At 56.8% G+C, this 15,594-nt stretch carries 23 protein-coding genes and 2 pseudogenes; 11 read left to right on the forward strand and 14 right to left on the reverse strand.

All coding sequences use genetic code 11. The features are described 5' to 3' along the window. Positions 1–160: 160 nt before the first annotated feature. Positions 161–457, forward strand: coding sequence for a hypothetical protein (locus U1R88_RS34645; protein WP_322435418.1), 297 nt, complete (start codon positions 161–163; stop codon positions 455–457). Between the two features lie 87 nt (positions 458–544). Here the strand turns inward: U1R88_RS34645 and U1R88_RS34650 are convergent, their stop codons facing one another. From U1R88_RS34650 to U1R88_RS34665, 4 genes are all read right to left on the reverse strand, one after another. After that, positions 545–808: a hypothetical protein gene (locus tag U1R88_RS34650; protein WP_322435419.1), complete on the reverse strand. Its 264-nt coding sequence runs from the start codon at positions 806–808 to the stop codon at positions 545–547. Between the two features lie 175 nt (positions 809–983). Next, positions 984–1,364 (reverse strand): DUF6481 family protein, encoded by a 381-nt coding sequence (locus U1R88_RS34655; protein WP_322435420.1) that lies wholly within the window; start codon positions 1,362–1,364, stop codon positions 984–986. Positions 1,365–1,400: 36 nt separating this feature from the next. After that, on the reverse strand, positions 1,401–1,625 hold the full coding sequence (locus tag U1R88_RS34660) for a hypothetical protein (protein WP_322435421.1): 225 nt from the start codon (positions 1,623–1,625) through the stop codon (positions 1,401–1,403). Positions 1,626–1,761: 136 nt separating this feature from the next. Beyond that, positions 1,762–1,971, reverse strand: coding sequence for a cold-shock protein (locus U1R88_RS34665; RefSeq protein ID WP_322435422.1), 210 nt, complete (start codon positions 1,969–1,971; stop codon positions 1,762–1,764). Between the two features lie 393 nt (positions 1,972–2,364). On the opposite strand from U1R88_RS34665, the pseudogene U1R88_RS34670 reads away from it, so the two are divergent. Both U1R88_RS34670 and U1R88_RS34675 read left to right on the forward strand, forming a co-directional pair. Beyond that, positions 2,365–2,750, forward strand: a pseudogene (locus tag U1R88_RS34670) (DDE-type integrase/transposase/recombinase); the annotation flags it as partial. A gap of 52 nt (positions 2,751–2,802) precedes the next feature. Then, positions 2,803–2,912, forward strand: a pseudogene (locus tag U1R88_RS34675) (transposase); the annotation flags it as partial. A gap of 133 nt (positions 2,913–3,045) precedes the next feature. Here U1R88_RS34675 and U1R88_RS34680 read toward each other — a convergent pair. The 4 genes from U1R88_RS34680 to U1R88_RS34695 form a co-directional block, all read right to left on the reverse strand. Beyond that, positions 3,046–3,255: a hypothetical protein gene (locus U1R88_RS34680; RefSeq protein WP_322435423.1), complete on the reverse strand. Its 210-nt coding sequence runs from the start codon at positions 3,253–3,255 to the stop codon at positions 3,046–3,048. A 34-nt stretch (positions 3,256–3,289) separates the two neighbouring features. Beyond that, positions 3,290–3,496, reverse strand: coding sequence for a hypothetical protein (locus U1R88_RS34685; RefSeq protein WP_322435424.1), 207 nt, complete (start codon positions 3,494–3,496; stop codon positions 3,290–3,292). A 91-nt stretch (positions 3,497–3,587) separates the two neighbouring features. Then, the gene (rpsU, locus tag U1R88_RS34690; RefSeq protein WP_322435439.1) at positions 3,588–3,863 is read right to left on the reverse strand and encodes a 30S ribosomal protein S21; all 276 of its coding nucleotides are present in this window, start codon (positions 3,861–3,863) and stop codon (positions 3,588–3,590) included. A 114-nt stretch (positions 3,864–3,977) separates the two neighbouring features. Further along, positions 3,978–4,454: a hypothetical protein gene (locus U1R88_RS34695; RefSeq protein WP_322435425.1), complete on the reverse strand. Its 477-nt coding sequence runs from the start codon at positions 4,452–4,454 to the stop codon at positions 3,978–3,980. Between the two features lie 580 nt (positions 4,455–5,034). Between U1R88_RS34695 and U1R88_RS34700 the strand changes: the two genes are divergently transcribed. Continuing rightward, entirely contained in the window at positions 5,035–5,229 is a 195-nt protein-coding gene (locus U1R88_RS34700; protein ID WP_322435426.1) for a hypothetical protein, read from the forward strand. A gap of 151 nt (positions 5,230–5,380) precedes the next feature. On the opposite strand, the gene U1R88_RS34705 is transcribed toward U1R88_RS34700, so the two are convergent. The 6 genes from U1R88_RS34705 to groES all read right to left on the reverse strand — a co-directional run bounded on the left by U1R88_RS34705 (position 5,381) and on the right by groES (position 10,838). Continuing rightward, on the reverse strand, positions 5,381–5,758 hold the full coding sequence (locus U1R88_RS34705) for a response regulator (protein ID WP_322435427.1): 378 nt from the start codon (positions 5,756–5,758) through the stop codon (positions 5,381–5,383). A 30-nt stretch (positions 5,759–5,788) separates the two neighbouring features. After that, entirely contained in the window at positions 5,789–6,817 is a 1,029-nt protein-coding gene (locus tag U1R88_RS34710; protein ID WP_322435428.1) for a sensor histidine kinase, read from the reverse strand. A 7-nt stretch (positions 6,818–6,824) separates the two neighbouring features. After that, on the reverse strand, positions 6,825–8,264 hold the full coding sequence (locus U1R88_RS34715; protein ID WP_322435429.1) for a DUF7125 family protein: 1,440 nt from the start codon (positions 8,262–8,264) through the stop codon (positions 6,825–6,827). A gap of 226 nt (positions 8,265–8,490) precedes the next feature. Next, positions 8,491–8,616: a helix-turn-helix transcriptional regulator gene (locus U1R88_RS34720; protein ID WP_322435430.1), complete on the reverse strand. Its 126-nt coding sequence runs from the start codon at positions 8,614–8,616 to the stop codon at positions 8,491–8,493. A 223-nt stretch (positions 8,617–8,839) separates the two neighbouring features. After that, positions 8,840–10,468: a chaperonin GroEL gene (groL, locus tag U1R88_RS34725; protein ID WP_322435431.1), complete on the reverse strand. Its 1,629-nt coding sequence runs from the start codon at positions 10,466–10,468 to the stop codon at positions 8,840–8,842. A 55-nt stretch (positions 10,469–10,523) separates the two neighbouring features. Next, positions 10,524–10,838 (reverse strand): co-chaperone GroES, encoded by a 315-nt coding sequence (gene groES / locus U1R88_RS34730; RefSeq protein ID WP_322435432.1) that lies wholly within the window; start codon positions 10,836–10,838, stop codon positions 10,524–10,526. Between the two features lie 424 nt (positions 10,839–11,262). Here groES and U1R88_RS34735 point away from each other — a divergent pair, with 424 nt between their 5' ends. From U1R88_RS34735 to U1R88_RS34765, 7 genes are all read left to right on the forward strand, one after another. Then, positions 11,263–11,739 (forward strand): Hsp20 family protein, encoded by a 477-nt coding sequence (locus U1R88_RS34735; protein ID WP_322435433.1) that lies wholly within the window; start codon positions 11,263–11,265, stop codon positions 11,737–11,739. A 96-nt stretch (positions 11,740–11,835) separates the two neighbouring features. After that, positions 11,836–12,345: an Hsp20/alpha crystallin family protein gene (locus U1R88_RS34740; RefSeq protein WP_322435440.1), complete on the forward strand. Its 510-nt coding sequence runs from the start codon at positions 11,836–11,838 to the stop codon at positions 12,343–12,345. A gap of 96 nt (positions 12,346–12,441) precedes the next feature. Beyond that, the gene (locus U1R88_RS34745) at positions 12,442–12,984 is read left to right on the forward strand and encodes a DUF982 domain-containing protein (RefSeq protein WP_322435434.1); all 543 of its coding nucleotides are present in this window, start codon (positions 12,442–12,444) and stop codon (positions 12,982–12,984) included. A gap of 439 nt (positions 12,985–13,423) precedes the next feature. Beyond that, a complete protein-coding gene (locus U1R88_RS34750) occupies positions 13,424–13,858 on the forward strand; it encodes a hypothetical protein (protein ID WP_322435435.1) in 435 nt (144 codons plus the stop codon). Between the two features lie 230 nt (positions 13,859–14,088). Then, positions 14,089–14,544 (forward strand): Hsp20 family protein, encoded by a 456-nt coding sequence (locus U1R88_RS34755; RefSeq protein ID WP_322435436.1) that lies wholly within the window; start codon positions 14,089–14,091, stop codon positions 14,542–14,544. 56 nt (positions 14,545–14,600) lie between these two features. After that, the gene (locus U1R88_RS34760; protein ID WP_322435437.1) at positions 14,601–14,948 is read left to right on the forward strand and encodes a hypothetical protein; all 348 of its coding nucleotides are present in this window, start codon (positions 14,601–14,603) and stop codon (positions 14,946–14,948) included. 115 nt (positions 14,949–15,063) lie between these two features. Continuing rightward, positions 15,064–15,393, forward strand: coding sequence for a DUF982 domain-containing protein (locus tag U1R88_RS34765; RefSeq protein ID WP_322435438.1), 330 nt, complete (start codon positions 15,064–15,066; stop codon positions 15,391–15,393). The last annotated feature ends 201 nt before the right edge of the window (positions 15,394–15,594 follow it).

The raw sequence follows: 15,594 nt of genomic DNA on the forward strand, positions 1-15,594 counted from the left end.
AAACCAGAGAGTCATATCTCGGCTTCGTCAGCCTCGCATCAGCATTGCTGTGGCTGCCCTTTGTCCACGAGGCCTAGTTGTTCGATAGTGAGATATCTTTGGCGTATAACATGACACTATCGACTTCGATCATGACGGCCGGATCTGTCTGAAGACGTAAATGTCGATTGCCGAGACGCGGCTTTGCTTTGAGGCGATCGCCGGCTTTAGCGGTTGGAGAGATTCCGCCGAGCATACGTTGCCATCCGTGATTGTAGGTTCGATTGAAGTCTCGCAGCAGGATCTCAAGGTCCGCATGGTTGGCGACGTTGATGGGCAGGACCTCGGTTGCTATCCGCCCGTTGAAGCGCTCCACCATGGCATTATCCTGGATAAAGGCATCAGCGCTTCAACACTCGTCCGATCTCCGGGGCGGCGCTATGGTGAGACCATGTTCGCGCATTCTGGTGCGGGTTGATTATCCTCGCGCCCTGCGGGTCGGTCGTGTCGCAACAATTACCTGCAAGCTCTCACGGGCGACGAACAACCTCTTCAGAAGCCACGCCTAAACCTTGGCGTCCTCAGCAGGCACTGCTACGTCTCCGAAAGGGGGCACTTCCACCAATGTTGCAATCAGACGTAGTAGAGCTTGGTGCTCGGGCCCTTTGGCTTGCCCTGAAAGAAATTGAGCAAGTTCGATATAAGAAATGTGGGCGCCCGACGGACCATTCGGTTGATGAATGACGATGGCTAGACCACTCGATGGATCTCTTCCGAGGAACCATGAATCTCCATTGGGGCTGCGGTATAGTTCGCGCCGTTCGCTCATGCCTTGGCTCCTCTGAATGAGATTGGTTTTTAAGATTTCGTCGCGACCGGCGCATACCATTTCGCCTGACGTCGTTCGATGCCAGCGTCAACATCATCACGGAAGGACAGCTTCGTCATGAGTCCAGGCGGTTTTGCATACCCCTGGCGCCTCAAAATGTTTGAACGATACGTTACTAGGCTCGGCGAGCTTTCCGGTTGGCGTATCGGCGGTCGCGCTCAGCCTTGCGAACTGCTTCGTCCTGCAGGACACGGGCGATGCGGTTCTTGGCGGCCAACTCGCGCTCGTCGGCCTCAGCCTTCGCAGCCGCCACAACCATGGCATCGTGTCTGGCTATCTCGGCCTCTAGTCTGGCTTGTTCGGCGAGCTTTACCTGTTGGCGCTTGGTCCGGCGAGTTTCCCGCGCTTGAGCGAACGCAATCCGTTCCGCCTGCTTGGCCTCTCTGCCTGGTTCGGCGGCTTCCTTGGCGGCGCGATAGGTCCGAAGCAGAGCTGCTTTGGCGTCGACAGCCTTGCCGCGCCGGTCCGCAAGCTCGTCGTTTCTGATTTTCCTCAATTTTCCATTCCGGTTTTGTAGCAACTTTGACCTGCATCACGCCTTTTTAGCTCGTTTCGGCGCGGGTTTGACGGCCAACCTGATGCTGTTTTGCGCCTCTCGGGCAAGACGAGCCTCCCGCAGCCTCAAGGTTTTTTCGTCGCGGGCCGATCCTGCCGATTCAAGCTCTTCAAAAGCGCGTTCGCGCGCGAGAAATTGCGATTGCGTCTTGCCGAAGGCAATCTCAGCCTGCTGACGTGGTTTGCTGTAGCTCTCGGTCATGGCTCTCCTCGTAAAGGCGGCTCAACGGGTGAGCTTTAACAAAAAAGGTCAGGCAAATTGCCTGACCTCGCTCGGTCTCATGCTTCCAGCAGTGCCAGTACATCCGTGGTCAAAGGAAAGCAGATTCCGGATTTTATCAGGCTGCCTGCAGGTTGCAGGCCGACATCTTGCCCGACTTGTTGTCGCGCTCCAGGTCGTAGGCGAGCTTTTGGCCTTCGACAATGTCGCGCATGCCGGCGCGCTCGACAGCCGAGATGTGGACGAAGGTGTCGGGACCGCCATTGTCAGGCTGAATGAAGCCGAAGCCTTTGGTGGAATTGAACCATTTAACTGTGCCAGTGGTCACGAAGAACCCTTTCATAGCAATATTGACGACTGCAGCGCGCAAGCGCGGCAGATGATGATAACGATGCTTTAAAGGGAGGTTTTTTCAAAACGCGGTGGCCAAATCGCGTGGTAATCAAAGCTCAGCAAGAAAATATCGATAATCCTTGATATAGATTTTGTATCTTGACGTCAATTTTTATTTTCGGAGTCTTCTCATATCTGCCCGCTATCCGTTGAATCTCCGGAAAAAACGAACATTCATTCGCCTTTTAGGCAAAAGAATTTCAGCGCAACGTCAGATCAATTGCCACAATTCCTCCGCTCTCAAATGGCATCCCATTGTGCATCATCCATAACGGTGAGTGGGTCATCCTGCACGTTCCGAGTTGGGCGATCGCGTTCCACGATCGGCGAGAGCCGTGATCTACAGGCTGCCGGATACTTCATCCGCATGCCCCTGAAGCGTCATGGACGTCCGAATGCATCCTCATTGATGGCATCCAGACTAACCGTGAGGCCAGCATCGCCTGCGCTGGTGAGAACCGGCTGCGGGATCAATCGCGACGATCGCTGGAGCCTATCCGCATCTGGCAGAGCATATCTGAACAAACGGATAGAGCAGGATCATCGCCGTGTTGCGCCGCATTTCGTCGATACTCGGCTTTAAGCCGCACTTAAGCGCCGACGTCATTCTTTCCGGCTTCGAGATGGTCCACATGATGCGCAAGCGACAAGCGAGGCATGCATATAATCCTGCTCTGTCGTTCCCCAGAGCAGTTCGAAATTCTAGCCGCTTGATCGATCGTCAATACGGCAGCCGCATCAAGATTTTGGGTCTGCGACAGAACCTTTCCGCGAAGTGCTCGACGCGGTCCGTTATCCGGTGCGATCGGGGTGTGGTTGGCAGATGCCGCCGATTCATTTTGGTGCCTGGCAGACGGTCTAGGCTGGTTTCGGGAGCCGATGCCGTCTGGTCCGCGACCACAAAAATGCGCGTCGACGTTTCTCGGAAGATGATCCTCGTTGCCATGGGCGAAAATCCCCCGATGCCGAAACGCTCATCCCTATTTTTCCAGGCGACTTCCGATAACGATCAGGGGTCTGCTTGGCTGACGGCCTGCTGGATCTTCCGCAACACTTCATCGAGTGGATCGTACACGTTCACCTGGGCGCTATCAGAAAAATAGATCTGTGCCCCACCTCCCGATTGCATGGGTTCGACGTACTGAATTCGCGAAACGTTCACCGCAACACTTAATCGGGGTGCTGCGACACGTGTAAAGACAACAAAAATCGGTTTCATCGGGACGTCCTCGCGACCGGAGATCGGTTTCTTCTCAATGCGCCATCCAATGTTGGCTTCGCTCCAGAGCCTTGCGGCATTCACTACCGCTGGATATGAAATCTGATAGGAACTGCATTCCTTGACCGGTGGTTGTGACGACCTGCATTTGAACCGGCTTGTCCTCACTATCGAAGATGACGGCGATGATGGGCATATCCGGGCTAGTGGACTCGTAGACGTAGCCTTTGAAGCTAATCACGTTGTCTCCTGTTCGGCGCCATAAGCGCCGCCTGTGGGCCCAGGCGAAGTAGAACGATACACCCCAAAGGCATGGATAGGCGCCGCTTCTTTTATGAAGCGGGACTGGGGCGTGGCTTGATGCGGGCTTGCCTGGCGGCAGCGTCACGCGGCTTTGGAGACGGAAGAAGACCCTCACGTTGAGCTTTTTTTCGAGCCAGTCTTTTTGCCCGACGCACTGCTTCCGCCTTTTCACGGACCCTTCTTTCGGAGGGTTTTTCATAGGCCCCGCGGCGCTTCATCTCGCGGAAGAGGCCTTCGCGTTGCATCTTCTTTTTCAACACACGTAGGGCCTGATCAAAATCGTTGTCCCGCACTAATACTTGCAACGACTCACTTCCCTTTCGGTTGAGTGAAACTCGGAGCAGGCTGGACACGGTCCATGCCCCAAGAGGTCAATTGTATGAACTAAGCGGGCAAATGCGGTCGACGGCGGCAGAGCATTATACGAGCGTTATCTCGTGCTCTTTGACGGCGCGCTCATACTGCTCGCTCTCGCTTTTGATGCGATAGGTCGGTTCGGCGTTCTCGATGGGTAGGACTTTGACGACCTCGTAGTGCCCACTCTGTCTTGCCCGACCGGAATGCAAATATCTGACGGTCTCGCCTACCTTGAATTTGCGGATCGCGGAATGCACCGAGTCACCCCCCGCACGGGCAACGCCTGGGTGAACGGCGAGCCTTCCTTTCAACGGATATAGCTCATTCTCATAGAGAGAGCGAATAGCCAGACCTGTGTATTCGTCAGTAGCAGTCTGTATGGATACAGCCTTTAGATTGTCACCATATTCCCGCACGGCAAATTCAATAGCAGAAGAAAGGCTGTCAAATCGCCGATATCTTACAGAATTTTTCGCCCAACCGATGAGTTTTGATTTCACAAAAATTTCAGCAGAAACAAGGAAATCTAATTTTGACATTTTTTATGTTAACATATCACATGCAGATATGTCATTAATTATTCTAGAGCCTGTGTATTTTACCAGACACGGCCCCGCTCCCATGTTAGATGTGACATGACCGGTTGTAGGGATTCGCTCTCTCCTGGCCGGGACTACCCTTACCGTGAGGTGGACTATTTTCGGCGCGGCGTCTCTAACCGGAAGCTTTCCCTTCTGGACTTGGAATAGCTCGCCCTCGTGTGGATCGAGTGTTGGCGACGACCTTTTCTCGTAGCAGGACCTGCTTGGCCCGGCATCTGCACCGATGAAGCGAGGCATTCATGAGCAATACCGATCGAGGCACATCCTTTGAGGAAGCGGAGCGGCAGGCCGCTGCGATAAATGCGTATTGGCGTGAGCGAGGACAGAATGCCAGGGCGAGAGCCGTACCTGTCTACGACCACCGAGGAAAATTTCTATCCTTTGGGGTGGAAAGCAATTTAAGTTTGATAGCGGCGAGCGCTGCCTCAAAATATCCAATAAAATAACGGGTTCTGTCGCAAACTTTCGGTCAAGATTGTCTGGGGCATGAAGACTCCTCCATTCGCGGAGCATTTTCATGTTCAAGCCCGCGATTTCGATCGCTCGGATTCTGCTGGATCTCAGGCTGCGCGACCTGGAAGAGATGCCGGCAGAGCGCGGCATAGGCGTCGACCTTCGACGATCCGGTGATAGCGATTCCTTGGAGGGAGGTTCTTTCAAAACACAGTTGGCAAATCGCGTCGTAGCCGGAGCTCAGAAAAAAGATCAATAGCCCTCGATACAGATTTTGTATCCGGACGTTAGTTTTCATCTTCGAAATCTGGGTGTCAGGATTCGCAAAAACTGGGGTTACGCGGTTCTTCGGGCAAAAAGACTTTCAGCGCAATCTAATTTACTGCCAGCGAGAAGGTGGTTGGCAGGCATTAGCGGATTACGCGGCGTCGAAATAATTTCAGCTTGTCGGCGAGATCTTCGACCGAAATCGGCTTGGCGATCACGCCAAGCGATAGCAGCGGGTACTCGGCCGCGACCCCGACCTGGCCGGTGACGAAGAGGCTGGGAATACCGCGCTCTTGCAGCCAGGCGGCAGCGTCAGGTCCAGTACGTCCATCGGCAAGGTCGATATCGACCAAGGCGGCGTCCATCTCGAATGTATCGAAGGCCGCCACCAATTCGGTGAAACTGCCAACCGAGCCGGCAAACACAAATCCAAGGTCCTCGATCAAGGTTTCGACATGAAACACAATCAGCGGATTGTCTTCCAGATAGAAGATCCGGAGTTGGGGGAACTGCGCGCTCATGGTCCTAAACTGTTTTCCGGCCTCAACGTTTCAGCAAACGCGAGAAAAAGGCCCGGCCGCGATGCAACGCAGTCCACGTGGATCGAAAATGATCTGAGGAGGAGAACCGAACAGGCCTCGCAGAGCCGAACGGATGAAGCGCATCCCGTAGCCTGGCTTCGAAGGTTCGGCGGCCGTTGGTCCCCCGCTTTCGACCCACCTTAAGGTCAAGATTGAGTTGCTTTCGGAAGATAACGCCCAGTCCAGGCTCACCCGGCCGTCCGGATGCGATAACGCTCCATATTTGAGCGCGTTTGTCGCAAGCTCGTGAAAGCACAGGGCAAGAGTCATACCTGCATCTCGCTTGATCCTGATTGTGGGCCCGGCGATTGTAATGCGGTCGTCTCCGTCATTGCGATAGGGCGAGCAAGTCCGTTCAACAATCTCAGTCAGATCGGCCGCTTCGCCGCCAGCCTCGAATACGACAGAATGAACCTTCGCCAGCGCAACGAGCCTGCCGGAAAAATCATTCGTCATTTGGTCGAATGACGTCGCGCTGCGACGTGTCATTTCAAAGATCGCGGTCACGCTCGCGAGAATATTCTTCACCCGATGGTTAAGTTCGCGGCGGAGCTCGATCTCACGCTCGATGTGGTCCCTAACTTCACGCTGCCGGAGCCTGGCCAGCAGTGCCGATTGGATGCCGCTCAGCAATTCCAGCGTCGCCACGGGCCGTTGATAGAAGATCTGCCTTGAACGTGACCATTTGGCGTTGAGTTCCGCGCGGATCCGCGCATGCGGGGCTGCCTTGTCGAGAAGCACGATGATCGGCATCTCGGACCAACTCGGCTGGTCGGCGACATGCGTCGCAATGATGTCGAGTGCCGCTGGATTTAGAGCTTCATGTGTGACGACAACGACGCCCGGCTCCTCAGCGAGTTGCATCGCAACCTCTCGCGGGCCCTCGGCCCGCCGGACGATCAGATCGTGCTGTTTGAGTAGCGTCTCGAAATACTCGGCATCCCGCCGATATGGCGCAAGGATCAGCACCCAATCAAGAGAGGAGTCGGGGCCCGACACGGCGGCCTCACGCCTCCGGAAGCGGATTGTATGGGATCACCGTGACGCCGGAGCTTTGAATGAACAACTCGCGCACGTCGAGATCGTGCGGGCCGTGCCGCTTCTTCACGACCGTGATGTTGCGCCGCAGGCGCCCATCGTGTTCCATGATCCGAAGCAGGAGCACGGTATCCCCCAGGAAACTCACGTCGACGTCGATCCCGACACCCTGGCCAAGCAAGCCATGCTGGGCGACAATCAGAATTGTCAGCACGCCCGCACGCGCAAGATATTTGAGCAATGATTGGATATCACGCACGGCCTTGTCGCGATGCGGAAGCGAGTTGAGATAACCAGTGAAGCTGTCGATCACGACGACCCGCACCTTTTCACCGCGCACAGCCTGTTGAACGATCTGCCCGAATTCGCCCGGAGAGATCTCGTTAGGATTGAAGTCACTGATGATGAGTTGGCCGTCCTCGTGGAATTGGCGCAGATCCATGCCCAACCCCTCCGAGCGCCGGAAAAAAGTTTCGATCCGCTCCTCGAACAGAAACAGGGCGACGCTTTCCCCGCGTTTGAGGGCAGCGGTTGCATAAAGGGACGCCATGGTCGACTTGCCAGTACCAGCCTGCCCGATGACGAGGGTCGTCGTGCCGGATTCCTGCCCGCCGCCGAACATTGCATCAAGTTCGTCGACGCCTGACTTGATCAATTGCGGCTTGACGGTCTGAGCAGCTGCGCCGGGGAGGATCCGTGGGAACACGACCACGCCTTCGCCCTCGCGGATCGCCATGTCATGATATCCATCGGCAACGGGGACGCCGCGCATCTTGCTCACTTCGATGCGGCGGCGGATCGCGCCATATTCTTCAAGCGACTTGTTCAGACAGATCACGCCATGCGCGATGCCTTCAACCTCTTCGCCCGAATGTTGCGCATCGGGGACCTGCGTATCGAGCAGGAGCGCCACTACATCGCGTTTGGCGAGAAATGCCTTGAAGGCGATCAACTCGCGACGAAAACGCGGCGTATCCCCCGTGATCAGCCGGATCTCGAGGAGCGAATCATAAACCAGCCGACTCGGCTTGTGTTCTTCGATTGCAGTCTCGATCGCCTTGCGGGTCTCGTCGAGGCGAAGCTCGGCCGTTTGAAAGATCGTCTGGTCCGTGGCGCCATTGACCGCATCGGAGGCCGACAACTCCTCGACACGAATCCCATCCAGCGTCCAGCCGTGGGAAAAAGCGATGGCTTCGAGTTCGGCCTTCGTCTGCGATAAGCTGACATAGATGCAGCGGCCGCCCGCCGCTACGCCAGCGCGCAGAAATTGAAGCGCCAGGGTGGTCTTCCCCGATCCTGGCGCGCCTTGAAGAATATACAAATTGGAGGCCGGAAGGCCGCCTCTCAGGACGTCGTCAAGGCCGCCAACGCCGGTACTCACCAAGGACTGCATCTTGCGTCCAGCCATGTCATCTCCCAATCAACCCAGGTCTGGTGCAACTTTGAACGCTTTGGTCGGGACAATCGTTCCGCGGGCGGTTCTGCTCTAAAATCTAAAAACGCCAGTTACAGCCTTCGGGTGTCGTGTTGCGCTGCATGTCTTTTAACGAGCTTTCGCAAACGACCCCACCACAGCAGTCCAGGAGACACCGTGTTAAATACGCCATCACAGGGTGGGGCTAAACGTCTAGGCCTCATCCTTCAATGGCTTGAATCTGAGATATCGAGACACCGGCTTTTTCTGCCAATTCCGCTACGCTCAGCCCGTCAAATTCGCGACCGATCGCGAGAGCCGCCACGGTGGCATCGTTGACCTTCATTGCGCCCTGCGTTGTTCTCCTGTCTTGGACGGATGGTCCTTCAGGGTTCGCCGCGCATCGGCGCGGCGTGGGTAATCGGAACTGCACGTCACCGCCACATCTCGTTTGCTTGGCTCGGTTGATTTAAAAATCCCTTCCCCTCATCCCAGACCCCGACAGCGCAAGGTGCTGCACGGACGCTAGACGCCACTCCCCGTTTGGGGAGTGGCCCTCACTTTTTCGACTAAAAGTCCATGCCTCCGCCCGAGGGCATCGAGGGAGTTGTCTCTTTCTTCGGTTTTTCGGCCACCATGGCCTCGGTGGTCACAAGCAGGCCGGCAACCGAAGCCGCATCCTGCAGAGCCGTGCGAACGACTTTGGCAGGATCGATCACCCCTTGCTCGAAAAGATTGCCATATTCGCCTGTCTGAGCGTTCCAGCCATGGGCGTATTCGGCGCTCTCCCTCAGCTTGCCGACGATGAGCGAACCTTCCCAGCCGGCATTTTCGGCGATCTGGCGTATCGGCGCCTCAACGGCCCGGCGGACGATGTCGATGCCGTATTTCTGGTCGGCATTGTCGGGCGTGAGCGCATCGAGGGCCTTGGACGCCCGCAGCAAAGCCACACCGCCGCCCGGAAGAATGCCTTCTTCGACGGCCGCCCGGGTCGCATGCATGGCATCGTCCACACGATCCTTGCGTTCCTTGACCTCGACTTCCGTGGCACCGCCAACGCGGATCACCGCAACGCCGCCTGCGAGCTTGGCCAGTCGCTCCTGGAGCTTTTCACGATCATAGTCCGAGCTCGTCTCTTCGATCTGGGCCCGGATCTGCGCAATGCGCCCGTCGATATCATTCCTGCCGCCCACGCCGTCGACGATGGTGGTGTTTTCCTTCTCGATCACCACCTTCTTGGCGCGGCCAAGCATCTCGAGCGTCACGTTCTCCAGTCTGATGCCAAGATCTTCGCTGATCACAGTGCCGCCGGTCAGGATGGCGATATCTTCCAGCATGGCCTTGCGACGGTCGCCGAAGCCCGGGGCCTTGACCGCCGAAACCTTCAGACCGCCGCGCAGCTTGTTCACCACCAGCGTGGCCAAGGCCTCGCCTTCGACGTCTTCCGCGATGATGGCAAGCGGCTTGCCGGACTGTACGACCGCTTCCAGGATCGGCAGCAGGGCCTGAAGGTTGCCCAGCTTCTTTTCGTGGATGAGGATGTAGGGATCTTCAAGCTCGACGCGCATCTTCTCCTGGTTGGTGACGAAGTAGGGCGAAAGATAGCCGCGGTCGAACTGCATGCCCTCGACCACTTCGAGCTCTGTCTCGGCGGTCTTGGCCTCCTCGACGGTGATGACGCCTTCATTGCCGACCTTCTGCATGGCCTCGGCCAGGAAGCGCCCGATCTCGGTGTCGCCATTGGCCGAGATCGTGCCGACCTGGGCGATCTCGTCGTTCCTGGTGATCTTCTGTGCGTTGGCCTTCAGTTCGGCGACGACCGCATCGACGGCCTTGTCGATGCCGCGCTTGAGGTCCATGGGATTGATACCCGAGGCCACCGCCTTGGCGCCTTCCTTCACGATGGCCTGGGCGAGAACCGTCGCCGTGGTGGTGCCGTCGCCGGCCAAATCGCTGGTCTTGGAGGCAACTTCGCGCACCATCTGGGCGCCCATGTTCTCGAACTTGTCGGCAAGTTCGATCTCCTTGGCGACGGTGACGCCGTCCTTGGTGATGCGGGGCGCGCCGAACGATTTTTCGATCACCACGTTGCGGCCCTTGGGACCGAGCGTGACCTTGACGGCATTGGCGAGAATGTCGACGCCGCGCAGCATTTTCTCACGTGCGTCAGTGGAGAATTTGACTTCCTTGGCAGCCATTGGATCTCTCCTGCAATAGGCAGTTATCGAAGACTGTGATGGGATGAAGAAGCCGTCAGGCGGCCTTCTTTACGACGCCGGTGTTCTCGATCACGCCCAGCACATCGCCTTCCTTCATGATGAGAAGGTCTTGACCGTCGACCTTGATCTCGGTGCCGGACCACTTACCGAACAAAATGCGGTCTCCGACTTTCACGTCGAGTTCGACCAGCTTGCCGGCTTCATCCCGCGCGCCAGGGCCGACCGCGACGACCTCACCCTGCTGCGGCTTCTCCTTGGCCGTATCGGGAATGATGATACCGCCAGCCGTCTTTTCGTCGGCTTCGATGCGGCGGATCAGGACACGGTCATGCAATGGACGGAACGTCATATCGTTCTCCTTCGAGGACAAACAATTTTGAGTGTTCCACCGCTCCGATCAGGCGACCGGAGCGGGGCGCGCGACCCAGGCGGCGCCGCGCGCAAAATCAGTTGGTTGAAGGCCTTTTTGATTTCAAGAGAGTCATGTAAAATTCTTTAGCAGTCGAATACGACGAGTGATAATCCATTGATCGCGCGGCCATAATAGGAAAGCTGATCGCTTTCCGTCGTGTGAAAATTAGCGCTCGGGCACGACAGGAACCGGCATTCGCGCACACAGCAAAAATTGCCGCGGCGAGCCTCTTGAAATGCCACGAGTGTGGACTAACTCGTAGTTGCCGGTCGCCATTGAGGGGCCGGCGCTCCCCGCTCCACGGCAGTGCGGGAGCTTGGAACCAACCTTGTATCCATGTTGCTTTTAGGAGGATGTGGCTATGAGAACCACTCTCGACTTTACACCGTTTTTCCGGTCGAGCATCGGTTTTGACCGGATGCTGAACGCGCTCGAAGCGACGAGCCGTATCGAGACGGCCAATAGCTGGCCACCCTACGATATTACCAAGACAGGCGGGGACGACTACCGCATCACCATGGCGGTGGCCGGATTCTCGCAAGACGAACTGGGCATCACCCAAGAGCGCAACGTCTTGATCGTGTCAGGCCAGAAGGCAAACGAGGACGCAGGCCAGTACCTGCATCGCGGCATTGCCGGACGTGCCTTTGCTCAACGCTTCGAGTTGGCTGATCACATCAAGGTCGTTGGCGCAAATCTCGACAAGGGCCTGCTGACGATTGATCTCAAGCGCGACCTTCCAGAAGAGATGAAGCCGCGCAGGATTGAAATCGCCGACTACGGCGTTCCGCCCAAGGCTGAAGTTACGAAGATCCCAGCCGAGAAGCACGCGGCCTGAGGCGGCCAGGCAAGACGATTCGAGCAGGCGCCAGACCAAGACGTCCGGCGCATATGCAAGCTTTTGGCAATCGAATGAACACAGAGGAGACAGATGATGAGTGTTCGTGATCTGATTCCCTGGGGTCGCAGCAATTGTGATCAGCTGCCGGCCCTTTTTCGCGACGGCGACCGCGATCCGTTCCTGTCACTGCACCGGGAGGTGAACAAGCTGTTCGACGACGTCTTCCGTGGCTTTGACACCCGGTCGCTGGCTTTCGGCAGATTAGGTGCTTCCGGGGCGGGTTGGCCCAGCGTGGAGATTTCCGACAACGACAAGGAGATCAAGGTAACCGCCGAAGTGCCGGGGCTGTCGGAAAAGGATGTCGAAGTCTTCCTGAGCGAGGGCGTGCTGACATTGAAGGGTGAGAGGCATTCGGAGACCGAGGATAGGGAAAGGCAATTCTCCGAGCGTTTCTACGGTCAGTTCGAGCGGCGGATCCCCGTTGGCCTCGAGGTCGAGGAAGACAAGGTCAGTGCACGATTCAAGAATGGTGTGCTGACCATTACGCTACCCAAGACCTCGAAGGCGCAAACGCAGGTCAAGCGGATTGAGGTTGAGAGCTGAGTAGCGTAGGGGCGGCGGTATGAGCATGACTGCCGCCCCGCCGATCAACAGGAAGGAGCGGATTTGCTCTGAACTTAGCTTGGTTCAAGTCTGGCAATGAGCAAAGCACCGTTTGAAAGACCCGTCGTCTTCATGCTTCGCCCAAACTTGCTGCAGCGGATTTCCAATGCAGCCGAGGCTTCCTATTTTCTCCTGCATCACTGGCCGCAAGCAAGAGGTCCGGCATATCTGGCCGCGCGCAACTCATGTTATCTTGCTGCCCTCGGTCGGATGAATGCCGATGACTGCCGCCAAGCTTTTGCTGGAGCCTTGGCCGAAGCGGGAATGTCGCGTCTCGACGAATTCAGCGAGAGCGAAGGCATCGGGCCGACGGTCAAGATGATCGACCGCACGACGTCTAACCAGATCCGACTATTTGCCCACAAAAATCCCGGCCTGGCCGGGGAACGCATAGGCCGGACCGGCAAAAAAGGTCACGCCTGGTTTGCGACTGGGACAAAGGCCGGCGCGAGCTCGGCACCTCTGCGAGAGTTTTCACGCGATCTGATCACATCGGAAGCCAAGAGAGCTTTGCGGCCGACCCGCAAGCAACAACAGCCTGCGATCGGAAGCTGGCTTCAATGTGAACAAGGTGGTTGAGCCCGAAGACGGGGAAAGGTTCAGAACGGCTCGTGGGACAACCGGTCAGAACTCGAGCCTTTCGTCTCGGTAGACTTCTGAACACGCGTAAGGAGGAGAATATGGTGAACATAGGTGATGTCGTTCGCGTCAAATCGGACGCAGTGTCGTCTTTGTCAGAAATGTTCAGTGCCGAAACAACTTACGAAGTGATCGCTTTGCATTTCGGCCCTGGCAACGATCCTGAGGGAAATGTGGATCTGCGACGTCCAGACGGCGCAATAGAGCCCTGGTTTCCAGCCTCACGCTTAGAACGCGTGTCTGAGCGGCATCGCGGTCCGCAGCAGCACTAGCGCCGATTTTGCGGCTGAGCGACTGTGGGATTTGTCGCATCCGTCAAGCCGAGAAAATGGCGCATCCTTTTCCAAGTCGTTACTCCCTTGAGGAAGGTGGGAGCAAAATGAACGAAGCAAGCTCGCAGATCGACAAAACGAAACTTGAGGACCTGGTTCAACGAGTCAAACAGAGCGAGGGGCGTGATCCCAGGTTGGATTGCGAAATAGCGGCGGCGCTGCAGTATGTTCCGGATGCCCTGGTTGAATACACCAATGTCAGAGCTCACCCATCGTCGACGATCATCATGCTTTATGATTCACCGACGAAGGTGGAAACACCGACCTTCATTCCGATGCTAACCTCGTCCCTCGATGCCGTCGAAAAGCTGAGGGCATGGGGCAGGCCAAAATGGAAAATCGATGCGCTGCAGGCAAGGAATGGTGAGTACATGGTTCGCGCAACGTCCGAATCCGGCGCCACAGTACAAGCCGCGGCCAATACCGAGGTGCGAGCCAGACTGGCGGCAGTCCTTCAAGCATTTCAGCACGAAACGGATTGAGAGCGCACAACGCTGATCGATCATAACTGATGGCAGCCATGATGAGTGCAGAAATGGAGACCGATGTCGGGGCGAGGGTGTGCGTGAGAATTTTTTCTTCCGGCTCCCTTGAAAGGGGTGTCATTCTTACCATCTCGTTGCCCGTCGGGTGCTCAATATGGGCCTGATGCAGTCGTCAGCGGCGTCTGGCGCTCTGCTTATAACCATGTTGCTTTCACGAGGATGTGGCTATGAGAACTTACGACTTCACACCTTTTGCCCGATCGGCGATTGGGTTCGATCGCCTGTTCGACCTGCTGAATGCAGGCACCAGGGAGACAGTCGAAGGCTATCCCCCCTATGACATCATCCGGACCGGCGAAGACAGTTTCCGGATCGCCCTGGCAGTCGCGGGCTTTAGAGCGAGCGATATAACCGTCACGACACAGCAAAATCTACTAACCGTAGCCGGGCGCAAAGCAGAAGCGAAGAACGGCGCAGCTTACATCTATCACGGCATATCGGCCGCGCCCTTCGAACGTCGCTTCAATCTGGCCGATTATGTCGAGGTCGACAGCGCAAGGTTCGAAAACGGCTTGCTGCAAATCGATCTGACGCGGCGGATACCGGAGGCCATGAAGCCTCGCCGCATTGAGATCAGTTCCGCTGAAGCCGCCGATCAGGGTAGGCCAGCCAAGGCAGCTTGAATGCTATGACTAGAGGGGCGCTAATTTATCGCCCTCCGTCTACGGAGAATACCGTCATGGAAAAGCGAACACGACGAAACCAATTCGATGTTTCCCAACTTCTTAATCCCGGATCGGCCTTCGATCATCCAAGGGACATTATTGCCGATCCGGATCTGACGTTGAACGAAAAGCGTGCCATCCTGGCCTCATGGGCCTCGGATGCCTGCGCCTTGGAGGCGACGCCGAGCCTTCGGGAGATCCGCAAAGGGCGCGTTGTCCCCTTCGATGAGATCATGGATGCGCTTCGCGCGCTGGACAGCGATCGGCCGAATAGCATGTCCCGCTACGATCGGACGGCGCGCCGGCGTCGAGCGGCCGGTGGTCGACATTCATCGGAGGGGGGTAGTCCGTCCTTGCAGTGAAGTCCCGGCGAGGCTTCATCGGAACGGATATAAGCCGAGTAGCTGGCCAGTACTCGTGTAGCCGGGTGTGCATTGAAGTATTGGCCAGGCCCAGGCAGCGACACAGAGGTAGACTATGAAGAGTGGCCATTTCGACAAATCCGTTCGTTTTCTGCTGAACGCCGAGCATTGGATTGAAATCTGTGGTGTCATCGAAGCGCTGGAGTTCATGCGCACGCGGTGGCCGGACGAGGGCGGTGATCTCTATGAACATGCTTTGGACGTGTGCCAAAAAGCCATGTCCAATCTGAGGACCGCCGAAGCCGCGAGATTTGCATTCGTCGACGCTCTGTCGGAGGCTGGCTTTCTGATCGTTCGCGATTTCGAGCACCTGCATATGCTGGCCGACCAGTTCGCTACATTGGGCAACGATCCTGCGACCGGCAGCATTGAGAACTGGCGCTGAGCAGGATGTTCTCGATGTATCGCTTCGGTGGTATTTGGCTGATCTGTTCAATGTTAAGCTAGCGGAGTGGGAGGGAAGCAATCTCCAGGCAGAGCGCGTTGGCGAATTCAATATTGGCATGAATAGTCTCCCGTGAAGTAGTCGCGTTCAGGAGGCTTTGCCATTGGCGGTGCGCGATAGCGAGCCGACGAGCGCGGCCAT

Source organism: Labrys sedimenti (assembly GCF_034424805.1).
In the GTDB taxonomy this organism is placed as follows: domain Bacteria; phylum Pseudomonadota; class Alphaproteobacteria; order Rhizobiales; family Labraceae; genus Labrys; species Labrys sedimenti.

Excerpts from the sequence above, each read along its gene's own strand:
- U1R88_RS34645 (WP_322435418.1), top strand. The coding sequence starts at position 161 with ATGTCGATTGCCGAGACGCGGCTTTGCTTTGAGGCGATCGCCGGCTTT.
- U1R88_RS34650 (WP_322435419.1), bottom strand. The coding sequence starts at position 808 with ATGAGCGAACGGCGCGAACTATACCGCAGCCCCAATGGAGATTCATGG.
- U1R88_RS34660 (WP_322435421.1), bottom strand. The coding sequence starts at position 1,625 with ATGACCGAGAGCTACAGCAAACCACGTCAGCAGGCTGAGATTGCCTTC.
- U1R88_RS34680 (WP_322435423.1), bottom strand. The coding sequence starts at position 3,255 with ATGAAACCGATTTTTGTTGTCTTTACACGTGTCGCAGCACCCCGATTA.
- U1R88_RS34695 (WP_322435425.1), bottom strand. The coding sequence starts at position 4,454 with ATGTCAAAATTAGATTTCCTTGTTTCTGCTGAAATTTTTGTGAAATCA.
- U1R88_RS34700 (WP_322435426.1), top strand. The coding sequence starts at position 5,035 with ATGTTCAAGCCCGCGATTTCGATCGCTCGGATTCTGCTGGATCTCAGG.
- U1R88_RS34705 (WP_322435427.1), bottom strand. The coding sequence starts at position 5,758 with ATGAGCGCGCAGTTCCCCCAACTCCGGATCTTCTATCTGGAAGACAAT.
- U1R88_RS34715 (WP_322435429.1), bottom strand. The coding sequence starts at position 8,264 with ATGGCTGGACGCAAGATGCAGTCCTTGGTGAGTACCGGCGTTGGCGGC.
- U1R88_RS34720 (WP_322435430.1), bottom strand. The coding sequence starts at position 8,616 with ATGAAGGTCAACGATGCCACCGTGGCGGCTCTCGCGATCGGTCGCGAA.
- groL (WP_322435431.1), bottom strand. The coding sequence starts at position 10,468 with ATGGCTGCCAAGGAAGTCAAATTCTCCACTGACGCACGTGAGAAAATG.
- groES (WP_322435432.1), bottom strand. The coding sequence starts at position 10,838 with ATGACGTTCCGTCCATTGCATGACCGTGTCCTGATCCGCCGCATCGAA.
- U1R88_RS34735 (WP_322435433.1), top strand. The coding sequence starts at position 11,263 with ATGAGAACCACTCTCGACTTTACACCGTTTTTCCGGTCGAGCATCGGT.
- U1R88_RS34740 (WP_322435440.1), top strand. The coding sequence starts at position 11,836 with ATGAGTGTTCGTGATCTGATTCCCTGGGGTCGCAGCAATTGTGATCAG.
- U1R88_RS34745 (WP_322435434.1), top strand. The coding sequence starts at position 12,442 with ATGAGCAAAGCACCGTTTGAAAGACCCGTCGTCTTCATGCTTCGCCCA.
- U1R88_RS34750 (WP_322435435.1), top strand. The coding sequence starts at position 13,424 with ATGAACGAAGCAAGCTCGCAGATCGACAAAACGAAACTTGAGGACCTG.
- U1R88_RS34755 (WP_322435436.1), top strand. The coding sequence starts at position 14,089 with ATGAGAACTTACGACTTCACACCTTTTGCCCGATCGGCGATTGGGTTC.
- U1R88_RS34760 (WP_322435437.1), top strand. The coding sequence starts at position 14,601 with ATGGAAAAGCGAACACGACGAAACCAATTCGATGTTTCCCAACTTCTT.
- U1R88_RS34765 (WP_322435438.1), top strand. The coding sequence starts at position 15,064 with ATGAAGAGTGGCCATTTCGACAAATCCGTTCGTTTTCTGCTGAACGCC.